Here is a 10,910-nt window from a genome sequence, read left to right as displayed (position 1 = left end):
CCAGGCCCCGACGAAATTCTTACCTTGGGGAAGAAACGTTTCCGCACTACCGCCCTTTCTTTCGCTGGATGTTGGCCGCCGACCTGTCTAGACAGCTTGGCGATCGTTCAGGCTTCGCGTTGAAAGGCTTTATGTCCATGAAGGGTATCATTCTCGCCGGCGGCAGCGGCACGCGGCTGCACCCGATGACGCTGACCGCCTCGAAGCAATTGCTGCCGGTCTACGACAAGCCGATGATCTACTATCCGCTGTCGACGCTGATGCTGGCGGGCATCCAGGATGTGCTGATAATCTCGACCCCGCACGACCTGCCGCGCTTCCGCGCGCTGCTCGGCAATGGCGAGAAGTGGGGCATGCGGCTCGACTATGCCGAGCAGCCCAAGCCCGACGGCCTCGCCCAGGCCTATCTCATCGGCGAGGACTTCGTCGCCGGCGAGAAGTCGGCGCTCATCCTTGGCGACAACCTTTTCTACGGCCATGGCCTGCCGGAGACCATGCAGCGCGCCATGGCCCGCGAGAACATGGCGAGCGTCTTCGCCTACCACGTCTCCGATCCCGAGCGGTACGGCGTCGTCTCCTTCGATGCCGAGGCGCGCGCCACCTCGATCGAGGAGAAGCCCGCCCATCCCGCCTCGAACTGGGCGGTCACCGGTCTCTACTTCTACGACGGACGCGCCTCCGAGATCGCGCGCTCGCTGAAACCCTCGCCGCGCGGCGAGCTCGAGATCACCGACCTTAACCGCGTCTATCTCGAGGAAGGCAGGCTGGCGGTCGAGACCATGGGGCGCGGCTTTGCCTGGCTCGACACCGGCACGCCGGATTCGCTGCTGGAGGCCGCCGAGTTCGTGCGCATCCTGGAACGCCGGCAAGGCTTCAAGATCGCCTGCCCCGAGGAAATCGCCTTCAACCAGGGCTTCATCGACGCCGTCCAGCTTCGCGTCCTCGCGCGGGAACTCGGCAAGAGCAGCTACGGCCAGTATCTCCAGCGCGTGGCCGACGAGACCATCTGAGACAGGCCGCCGGCGGTAATTTTCCCCGCCGGCAACATCCCTTTACGAGAGGGACAACCGACTTGATGGCAGGGCGCAGAGCGCCCCGCCCCTCTCGGGCCGCACGTCTCCTGCACTCCTCTTACCGGAAGAGATAGAGCGTGTAGCCGATCGCCGCGGTCAGCCGGTTCTCCACCTGCACCCGGCCGCCATCCAGGGCCGCCACGTTGACGCGGCCGTTTGTGCCGGTGCTGCCGGCAAGAACGGTGGTGTAGGTCCCGAGCGTTCCGCCGGCAATTGCGATCGGCACGAGCTGCGGGCTCGGCGCCAGCCGCGCGAACAGGCTGCCAGCCGGCGCACCGGCGGCATCGGGGACAAGAAACAGCAAGGCACCGCCGACCGCCGCGCCGAGGTTGAGCTCGGCCATGCCGTTGACGGCGATGGTCCCCAGCGAAAAGCGCAGGCCTAGGCCCGCCTGGGCGCCCAGCGCGGACACGGCGCCTGTGCCGCCTTGCGCAATGCCCAACGGCGCGGCGAGGCCATTTGGAAGCCCGACGGCGCCGCTGGCGGCATTGACCGTCAAGGCCGTTCGCCATGTCCCGCCATCGGCGCTGACCTTCACCGCGAGATCGTCGTTGCCCGCAAGGCCGATCTCGGCCCGCCCGCCATAGCCGGTCTGGAACAGCAGCGACGCGGTATCGCCGGCCGCCGCCTTGTTCAGTTTCAGCTGGTGCCCGTGTCCGGCATGGTTGAACAGGCTGGCATCGGCCGAGACGGTGAGCCGGCTGACACTGTCGGCCGCCGCATTGATGCCGAGCCGCGCAAACCGCTCCCCCGGCAGGCTCTTCCACTGGCTGCCGTCGAAGACGCAGAACAGCGCCTCGTCGGCGATCCAGAGCCGCCAGCCCGGGCGCGGCGTGAGAAAAGTCCAGGCGCCGTCCTGGAACGCGGCCAGCGCGCCGGCATGGCCGGTCCACGCTCCGGTGGCCGCCGCGGCGACGAGGAAGGCCTGCCCCTCGGCCGCTTCGGGCGGGGCGGCGAGACCGCGCGTGACCACGGCCGTCTGAACCAGCGCATCGAGCATGCCGATCGCGGCATTGTGGGTGACGTGCTTTTGGGCCTGCGAGGCGGCGAGAAAGGGAAGCTGAAGATTGGCGGTTGGCATGATCGACCTCCTGTGAAGTCGCCATGATACGGCCGCGCGACCGGGGGGCGGAAAACGCGGCTGCGAAAACCGTCCGCGCCCTGTCGTGATGCTCTCTCCGTCAGGTGCGGTGCCGGTCGCCGCCCGTTGGCTTGGCGACCGGTCAACCCGTTTTGCGGGCGTCCGCCCGTTGCTCTTCTGCGCGCCGTGCCGAGGCTCGGTCTAGGCGAAGACCACCGTCTTGTGCGCGTTCAGCATCACCCGGCTTTCGAGGTGCAGCTTGACCGCGCGCGCCAGCACCCGACTCTCGACGTCGCGGCCGACGGCGACGAGATCATCGGCGGTCATCGCGTGCGTCACGCGCTCGGTCTCCTGCTCGATGATCGGCCCCTCGTCGAGATCGGGCGTCACATAGTGCGCCGTGGCGCCGATCAGCTTGACGCCGCGCTCATGCGCCTGGTGGTAGGGTTTTGCGCCTTTGAAGCTCGGCAGGAAGGAGTGGTGGATGTTGATGACCTTGCCGAACAACCGCTTCGACAAATTGTCGGAGAGCACCTGCATGTAGCGCGCGAGCACCACGAGATCGGCGCCGCTTTCGCGGACGATCGAGAGCAGCTTCTCCTCTTGCTCGGCCTTGTCGGTCTTGCCGACCGGCAGGTGGTGGAAGGGGATGCCCTCGAGCTCGGTGATCCGGCGGGCGTCCTCGTGGTTCGAGACGACGGCGACCACCTCGGCATCCATCCAGCCGACGCCGATCTGGTAGAGGAGGTGCCGCAGCGCATGGTCGAACTTCGAGACCATGATGACGATCTTCGGCTTCACGGCGGCGTCGACCACCCGCGTCTTGATGTCGAAGCGCGAAATCACCGGCTCGATCGCCTTCTCCACCGCCGCGCGATCGACGCCGGCGGCCACGGTGAAAGCGATGCGCATGAAGAAGCGGCCGGTGCCACGGTCCCAGAACTGACTGGACTCGGCGATGTTCGCGCCGATCGCGGCGAGCTCCGTGGTGACGGCGGCGACGATGCCCGGACGGTCGATGCAGGTCAGCGTCAGCACGAAGGAATTGTCGGCGGCGGTTTCGGACATCACGTCACTCCGGCTGGGGATGCATCTCGGGGCCTGCGGCCCGCCGCTCTACATAGCCTTCCCGCTACCGGATGCATGAACGAAAATCGACCCTTCGCATCGCGTCCGCGACAGTGGCGTGACACGGATGGGGCACACGCAGGTTATCCACATCGCTTTTGTTGATATCAGGCATTTCCAGCCTGAATGCCGGGTTGCATTGGCCTGACTGCTATGAAACTGATCGTGCCTTGGAGATCAGCGGGAATGACGCGGAAACGTGTCCCGCGAAAGGTCATGCTTGCGCCGGATCGGCGGACAAAGGCGGTTCATGGAATACTTTCTTCAACAGCTGATCAACGGGCTGACGCTCGGCTCGATCTACGGGCTGATCGCGATCGGCTATACGATGGTCTACGGCATCGTCGGCATGATCAACTTCGCGCATGGCGAAGTGTTCATGGTTGGATCATTCGTAGCCCTTACGACTTTGCTCGCGCTGGCGATGATCGGCGTCACGTTCTTTCCGATCGTGCTCATCATCATGCTGGTCGTGGCGATGGCGGTCACCGCGCTCTGGGGCTGGACGATCGAGCGGATCGCCTACCGTCCCTTGCGCGGTTCCTTCCGCCTGGCGCCGCTGATCACCGCCATCGGCATGTCGATCTTCATCCAGAACTTCGTCCAGGTGACCCAGGGCGCCCGCGCCAAGCCGCTGGCGCCGCAGCTGTCGGGCAATATCCAGCTCTGGCAGGGCAGCGGCAACATCAACGTCCAGATCTCCTACATGCAGATCCTCATCATCGTGACGACCATCGTGCTGATGACGGTCTTCTCGCTGGTCATCGCCAAGACCTCGCTCGGCCGCCAGCAGCGCGCCTGCGAACAGGATGCCAAGATGGCCTCGCTGCTCGGCGTCAACGTCGACCGGACGATCTCGCTGACCTTCGTCATGGGCGCGAGCCTCGCCGCCGTCGCCGGCATCATGTACCTTCTCTATTACGGCGTGATCGACTTCTACATCGGCTTCCTCGCCGGCGTGAAAGCCTTCACCGCGGCCGTGCTCGGCGGCATCGGCTCGCTGCCCGGCGCCATGCTCGGCGGCCTCCTGATCGGCCTGATCGAGACCTTCTTCGCGGGCTATTTCGCCGCCGAGTACAAGGACGTTGCGGCCTTCTCGATCCTGGCCATCGTCCTCATCTTCATGCCCTCCGGGCTGCTTGGCCGTCCGGAAGTGGAGAAGGTCTGATGTCGACGCTTGATCTGACGGGTAAGGCGCCCGCGCCGAAGGACAGCCGTCTCGTGCGCTCGGTGAAGGACGCCTGCATTGCCGCTGCTATTGCGGGCGCACTGACGTTCTTCTTCTTCCTGCTGCGCACCGATACCGGTATCGGCGGCCTCGTGCTGTCGATCCGTCCGGAACTCTGGGCGATCGCGATCGGCATCGTCTTCTTCGGCCGGCTCGCCCTCTCCTACTTCCTCTTCCGCGCCGAGCCCGATCTGTCGAAGCCGGTGGCGGCGGCCAAGCCCGCTTCCGCCGCGGCGGCCCGCAACAGCCGGATATTCGGCAAGGTCTTCGGCCTTCTGATGCTGCTGGTGGCGCTGGGCCTCCCCTTCATCATCGACACGCTGCTGCCGAGCCAGAACCGCTACCTCCTCGACCTCGCCATCCTGATCGTCACCTACGTCATGCTCGGCTGGGGCCTCAACATCGTCGTCGGTCTCGCGGGTCTCCTCGACCTCGGCTACGTCGCCTTCTACGCGGTCGGCGCCTATTCCTTCGCGCTGCTCGCCATCAACTTCGATCTCGGCTTCTGGGTCTGCCTGCCGATGTCCGGCCTCTTCGCCGCGCTCTGGGGCATCATGCTGGGCTTCCCCGTCCTGCGCCTGCGGGGCGACTACCTCGCGATCGTGACGCTGGCCTTCGGCGAGATCATCCGCGTCGTTCTCCTGAATTGGGCTGAGGTCACCGGCGGACCGAACGGCCTTCTCGGCATTCCGAAGCCGACCCTCTTCGGCCTCGACTTCGTGCGCGGTCCGGATGGTTTCGCCGCCTATTTCGGCCTCGAATTCTCCTCGATCCACCGCTTCATCTTCCTCTACTACATCATCCTCGCCCTCGCCCTCCTCACCAACTTCGTCACGGCGCGCATGCGCAAGATGCCGATAGGCCGGGCCTGGGAAGCGCTGCGCGAGGACGAGATCGCTTGCCGCTCGCTCGGCATCAACACCACCAACGTCAAGCTCACCGCCTTCGCGACGGGTGCTATGTTCGGCGGCTTCGCCGGCTCGTTCTTCGCGACGCGCCAGGGCTTCATCTCGCCGGAGAGCTTCACCTTCATCGAGTCGGCGATCATCCTCGCCATCGTGGTGCTGGGCGGCCTCGGCTCGCAGCTCGGCGTCGTCATCGCCTCGGTGGTGATGATCGGCGGCATCGAGCTTCTGCGAAACCTCACCGTCCTTAAGCTCGTCTTCGGCGAGGGTTTCGATCCGACGCAGTACCGCATGCTGATCTTCGGCCTCGCGATGATCGCCATCATGGTCTGGAAACCGCGAGGGCTGATCTCGTCGCGCATCCCGTCGGCCATCTACAAGGAACGCAAGCGCATTGGTGCCGACATGGTCGCCCAGGGAGAGGGTCACTGATGTCCACCGCAACCGCTTCCCCGATGACCGCTGCCCCTTCGGCCGAGCGCTGGCTGAACGACCCGATCCTGAAGGTCGAGAACCTCACCATGCGCTTCGGCGGCCTCACCGCCATCGACGCGCTCTCCTTCCAGGTCGGCCGCGGCGACATCACCGCGCTGATCGGCCCGAACGGCGCCGGCAAGACCACGGTCTTCAACTGCGTCACCGGCTTCTACAAACCGACCGAGGGCCGCATCGCGCTGAAGCGCGGGCGCAACATCGATGATTCCGTCGTCGACAGGCTCACCGCCAGCGGCGCACAGCACCTCGAGGATGCCAGCGGCTCGGTCTACCTGCTCGAGCGGATGGCGGACTTCCGGATTACGGAGCGGGCGGGTGTCGCCCGCACCTTCCAGAACATCCGCCTGTTCGGCGGCATGACCTGCCTAGAGAACCTCCTCGTCGCCCAGCACAACCGGCTGATGACGGCGTCGGGCTTCACCATCGGCGGCCTGATCGGCCTGCCCGGCTACCGGCGTGCCCGGCAGGAAGCGATGGACAAGGCGATTGCCTGGCTCGGCTATGCCGATCTTCTCGACCGCGCCGACGATCCGGCGGCCGACCTCTCCTATGGCGCCCAGCGCCGGCTGGAGATCGCCCGCGCCATGTGCACCAACCCGGCGCTGCTCTGCCTCGACGAACCCGCCGCCGGCCTCAACCCGCGCGAATCGGGCGAGCTCAACAAGCTGCTCCGGCTGATCCGCGACGAGCACGACGTTTCGCTGCTTCTGATTGAGCACGACATGGGCGTCGTCATGGAAATCTCCGACCACATCATCGTCCTCGACTACGGCAAGAAGATCGCCGACGGCACCGCCGAGAGCGTGCGCACCGACCCGAAAGTCATCGCTGCCTATCTCGGCGTCGACGACGAGGAGGTCGAGGCGGTGGAGCAGAAGCTGGAGGTCGGCGACATCGACGCGGCGATTGCAGAAGCCAACGTCTCCGACACCCCGAGCGCCGAAGGGAGACCCGCATGAGCGCGCTCGCCGAAGCCCCGATGGGCACCCCGATGCTGACGATCCGCGGCCTGCAGACTTTCTACGGCAAGATCCAGGCGCTGCGCGGCGTCGACCTTGACGTCAATGCCGGCGAAATCGTCACCATCATCGGCGCGAACGGCGCCGGCAAGTCGACGCTGATGATGACGATCTGCGGCAGCCCGCGGGCGCGGGAGGGCAGCATCGTCTACCGCGGCGAGGACATCACCCAGCTGCCGACGCACGAGATCATGACCAAGGACATTGCCCAGTCCCCCGAGGGACGGCGCATCTTCGGCCGCATGACGGTGACCGAGAACCTGCAGATGGGCGCCACCTTGCAGGACGAGAAGCACTTCGACGACGACCTGAAGCGCGTCTTCACGCTGTTCCCGCGCCTCAAGGAGCGAGCGACCCAGCGCGGTGGCACGCTCTCGGGCGGCGAGCAGCAGATGCTGGCGATCGGCCGCGCGCTGATGGGCCGGCCGAAGCTCCTGCTGCTCGACGAGCCCTCGCTCGGCCTCGCGCCGCTGATCGTCAAGCAGATCTTCGAGGTCATCCAGGAGCTCAACCGCAACGAGGGCCTCACCGTCTTCCTGGTCGAGCAGAACGCCTTCCACGCCTTGCGTCTCGCCCATCGCGGCTACGTCATGGTCAACGGCGCCATCACCATGACCGGCACCGGCCGCGACCTCCTGGCGCGACCCGAAGTCCGCCAGGCCTACCTCGAAGGAGGAGCACACTGATGCCGCCGGAAATGAGCCTTCTCTGGGAAGTCAGCTGGATCGAGTTCCTGGTCGTCACCATCGCACTGGGCGGCGGCGGCGCCTGGATGATCGGCCGCTCGACCGCCATCGGCTGGAGCGGCTGGGGCTTGCTGGTGTTCTACGTGCTGCTGCTGACGGTCGCTGCCCGCTTCATCCATTTCAGCCTGTTCGGCGGCAGCTTCTTCCTGCCGGCCTCGACCCTCGGCACGGCGCTCCATTATGCGGTGGTCGACTTCGTCATCCTGATGGCGATCGCTGCAGCCGGACGGCAGTTCGTCCGCGGCCGCCAGCGGGCTCGCCAGTACGGCTTTCTCACCAGGACAAAAGCGTTGCGCTCTTAAACTGCAATTTGTTTTGGCACACGGCTAAATATGTGCAGCCGCGCTATTCCGTCGCGGCCGTTCCTGGTCTTTAATCCTGCCCAGGCAGGGGGCTGATGCCCGAACCTGGTCCTCGTGCACCGACGCTTACCACCCTCATATCCCTAGGAAAGTTGTCATGAAAAAAGCTCTTTTGGCCGGCGCCGCCCTCAATCTGGTTTTTGCCGGAATGGCCTTCGCCGACATCACCATCGGCGTCGCAGGCCCGATGACCGGCCAGTACGCGACCTTCGGCCAGCAGCTGAAGATCGGCGCGGAACAGGCTGTCGCGGACATCAACGCCGCCGGCGGCGTCAATGGCGAAAAGCTGGTGCTGTCGATCGGCGACGACGCCTGCGATCCGAAGCAGGCCGTGGCTGTGGCGAACTCCTTCGCCGGCCAGGGTGTCTCCTTCGTCGCCGGCCATTTCTGCTCGGGCTCGTCGATCCCTGCCAGCCAGGTTTATGCCGAGGAAGGCATCGTCGAGATCTCGCCTGCCTCGACCAACCCGAAGTACACCGACGATCGTCCGGGCACCGGCATCTTCCGCGTCTGCGGCCGTGATGACCAGCAGGGCGAAGTCGCCGGCAAGTTCATCTTCGACACCTACAAGGACGGCGTCGTCGCCATCCTCAACGACAAGTCGGCCTACGGTAAGGGCCTCGCCGACGAGACACAGAAGTTCTACGAGGCCGCTGGCGGCAAGCCGGCCGTGGTCGAGTCCTACACCGCCGGTGAAAAGGACTACTCCTCCCTCGTCACCAAGCTGAAGCAGGCGGGCGTCACGCTCGTCTACATCGGCGGCTACCACACCGAGGCCGGCCTCATTGCCCGCCAGATGAAGGACCAGGGCGTCACCGCCAAGATCATGTCGGGCGACGCGATTGTCACCGACGAATACTGGGCGATCACCGGCGACGCCGGCGAAGGCACGCTGATGACCTTCTCGCCGGACCCGCGCAAGAACGAAGTGGCGGCCCCAGTCGTCGCTGCGCTCGACAAGAAGGGCCAGACCGCCGAGGGCTACGTGCTCTACACCTACGCTGCGATCCAGGCCTGGGCGGAAGCCGCCAAGACCGCCAAGGGCACCAAGTTCGAGGACGTGACCAAGGCGCTGAACGAGGGCACTTTCAAGACCGTGCTCGGCGACATCAAGTTCGACGACAAGGGCGACGTCACCTTGCCGGGCTATGTCGTCTACGAGTGGAAGGCCGGCAAGTACGACTACCTCGCCGCCAAGTAAGCAGCGATTGCGACCAAGGGGCCCGGTGCAGCGATGCGCCGGGCCCTTTGTCGTTCCAGGCATCGAGTGCTCAGCCGTGCCCGACGGGGACGCAACATCTTTTCCGATCGGGCAGCTGTGGTCCGGATGAGATCACCCGATCGAGGGATGCTGTCGGAGCCCTTGCAGGGCGGCCCGCCTCTCGCCTAGGGAAGGCAAAGCCGGCGTCCTGTCCGGTGCGGGGAGAGCGCGATGTCCAGCTTGAAATTCGGCACCAGCGGCCTGCGCGGCCTCGTCGTCGACCTCCTGGGAACGCCGAGCTACGCCTATACGAGAGCATTTCTCGACCACCTCGATGCAACCGGCAGCGCAGGCGCCCGCCGTGTTCTCATCGGCCGCGATCTGCGCGCCAGCAGCCCGGCGATCGCTGGCCTCTGCACGGCGGCGGCGTTCGATGCCGGCTGGGCTGTGCTCGATTGCGGTGCGGTGCCGACCCCTGCGCTGGCGCTGGCCGCCCTCACCCTCGGCTGCCCCGCCATCATGGTCACCGGCAGCCATATTCCGGATGACCGCAACGGGCTGAAATTCTACCGCGCGGACGGCGAGATCACCAAGGACGACGAGGCCGGCATCCTCTCGGCTTTCGCATCCTTGCCCACTTTCTCGGCTCCCCCCGTCGCCAGCAAAACCCCTGCCGAGGCGTATGATGCCCTCGCCCCCTACATCGCCCGCAGCCTCGGCTTCTTCCAGCCGGACACCCTCGCCGGCCTCACCATTGGCATCTACGAGCAGAGCACCGTCGCCCGCGACGTCCTAACCGAGATCCTGCAGCAACTCGGTGCGGAGACCGTGTCGCTCGGCCGCTCCGACGCCTTCATCCCGGTCGACACCGAGGCGCACCGCGATGAGGACAAGGCGCTGCTCGCCGACTGGGCGAAGGGAGGCCGCTTCGACGCGCTGGTCTCGGCCGACGGCGATGCCGACCGGCCGCTGGTGGCCGACGCTTCCGGCACCATCCTGCGCGGCGACATCATCGGGCTGCTGACCGCCGCCCATCTCGGCCTCCAGACCATCGTGACGCCGGTGACGTCGAGTTCGGCGATCCAGCGCACCGGCATCGCCCGCACGGTCATCCGCACCCGCGTTGGCTCGCCTTTCGTCATCGCCGGCATGGCGGCGGCGGACCCCACCGGCGGCATCATCGGCTTCGAAGCGAATGGCGGCGTTCTCCTCGGCACAGACATCATCCGCGACGGACGCCGCCTGCCCGCATTGCCGACGCGCGACGCCCTGCTGCCGATCGTCAGCGTGCTCGCGACCATCGCCGCGCGGCGCACGAAGCTCAGCACCATCGTCGCCGGGCTCGACGCCGGACACACCGCGGCCTACCGCCTGCAGGACGTTCCGGCGGCCAAAAGCGGCGCGTTTCTCGAAAGGCTCTCGGACGACGCCGGCTATCGCGAGACGTTCATGCAGGACGTCGGCGAGGTGGTGGCGGTCGACCGCCTCGACGGCGTGCACATGCGCCTCGCCGACCACACGGTGGTTCACTACCGCGCCTCCGGCAATGCCCCGGAGCTGCGGTGCTACGTCGAGGCTGCCAGCGCGGAGCGGGCGGCGGTGGTGCTGGAATGGGGGTTGAGACGAGCGGCGGAGGCAGTGGCGCAAGGGTAATAGCAGCCGCCGCCCAAGC

Annotated in this window: 10 protein-coding genes; 8 read left to right on the top strand and 2 right to left on the bottom strand. The window is 66.1% G+C overall.

Annotated elements, in window-relative coordinates:
* Positions 1 to 137: 137 nt before the first annotated feature.
* The gene (gene rfbA, locus ACZLZQ_RS08615; protein ID WP_472931583.1) at positions 138 to 1,010 is read left to right on the top strand and encodes a glucose-1-phosphate thymidylyltransferase RfbA; all 873 of its coding nucleotides are present in this window, start codon (positions 138 to 140) and stop codon (positions 1,008 to 1,010) included.
* Between the two features lie 121 nt (positions 1,011 to 1,131).
* Here rfbA and ACZLZQ_RS08610 read toward each other — a convergent pair whose 3' ends face one another.
* Together ACZLZQ_RS08610 and purU are read right to left on the bottom strand one after the other, a co-directional pair.
* Complete coding sequence (locus ACZLZQ_RS08610) at positions 1,132 to 2,154, bottom strand: DUF2793 domain-containing protein (RefSeq protein ID WP_472948984.1); 1,023 nt, start codon at positions 2,152 to 2,154, stop codon at positions 1,132 to 1,134.
* Positions 2,155 to 2,355: 201 nt separating this feature from the next.
* Complete coding sequence (gene purU, locus ACZLZQ_RS08605; RefSeq protein ID WP_472948983.1) at positions 2,356 to 3,222, bottom strand: formyltetrahydrofolate deformylase; 867 nt, start codon at positions 3,220 to 3,222, stop codon at positions 2,356 to 2,358.
* Between the two features lie 310 nt (positions 3,223 to 3,532).
* On the opposite strand from purU, the gene ACZLZQ_RS08600 reads away from it, so the two are divergent.
* The 7 genes from ACZLZQ_RS08600 to ACZLZQ_RS08570 all read left to right on the top strand — a co-directional run bounded on the left by ACZLZQ_RS08600 (position 3,533) and on the right by ACZLZQ_RS08570 (position 10,891).
* Positions 3,533 to 4,450, top strand: coding sequence for an ABC transporter permease subunit (locus ACZLZQ_RS08600; RefSeq protein ID WP_472931578.1), 918 nt, complete (start codon positions 3,533 to 3,535; stop codon positions 4,448 to 4,450).
* Positions 4,450 to 5,847, top strand: coding sequence for a high-affinity branched-chain amino acid ABC transporter permease LivM (livM, locus tag ACZLZQ_RS08595; protein WP_472931577.1), 1,398 nt, complete (start codon positions 4,450 to 4,452; stop codon positions 5,845 to 5,847). Before ACZLZQ_RS08600 ends, livM begins: the two co-directional genes overlap by 1 nt.
* Positions 5,847 to 6,869, top strand: a complete 1,023-nt coding sequence (locus ACZLZQ_RS08590; RefSeq protein WP_472948982.1) for an ABC transporter ATP-binding protein — start codon at positions 5,847 to 5,849, stop codon at positions 6,867 to 6,869. The genes livM and ACZLZQ_RS08590 overlap by 1 nt, the downstream gene beginning before the upstream one ends.
* Positions 6,866 to 7,615: an ABC transporter ATP-binding protein gene (locus ACZLZQ_RS08585; RefSeq protein WP_472948981.1), complete on the top strand. Its 750-nt coding sequence runs from the start codon at positions 6,866 to 6,868 to the stop codon at positions 7,613 to 7,615. Before ACZLZQ_RS08590 ends, ACZLZQ_RS08585 begins: the two co-directional genes overlap by 4 nt.
* A complete protein-coding gene (locus ACZLZQ_RS08580; RefSeq protein WP_472948980.1) occupies positions 7,615 to 7,977 on the top strand; it encodes a DUF6867 family protein in 363 nt (120 codons plus the stop codon). The genes ACZLZQ_RS08585 and ACZLZQ_RS08580 overlap by 1 nt, the downstream gene beginning before the upstream one ends.
* Before the next feature lie 157 nt (positions 7,978 to 8,134).
* Positions 8,135 to 9,238 carry a branched-chain amino acid ABC transporter substrate-binding protein gene (locus ACZLZQ_RS08575; protein ID WP_472931572.1) on the top strand — a complete coding sequence of 368 codons (1,104 nt, stop codon included), beginning with the start codon at positions 8,135 to 8,137 and terminating at the stop codon, positions 9,236 to 9,238.
* A 231-nt stretch (positions 9,239 to 9,469) separates the two neighbouring features.
* Positions 9,470 to 10,891, top strand: coding sequence for a phosphomannomutase (locus ACZLZQ_RS08570; RefSeq protein WP_472948979.1), 1,422 nt, complete (start codon positions 9,470 to 9,472; stop codon positions 10,889 to 10,891).
* Positions 10,892 to 10,910 lie beyond the last annotated feature (19 nt).

It is taken from the genome of Mesocryomonas lacus, assembly GCF_055730105.2.
Note: the sequence above shows the minus strand (reverse complement) of the source record. Positions and strands in the feature narration are given on the sequence as shown.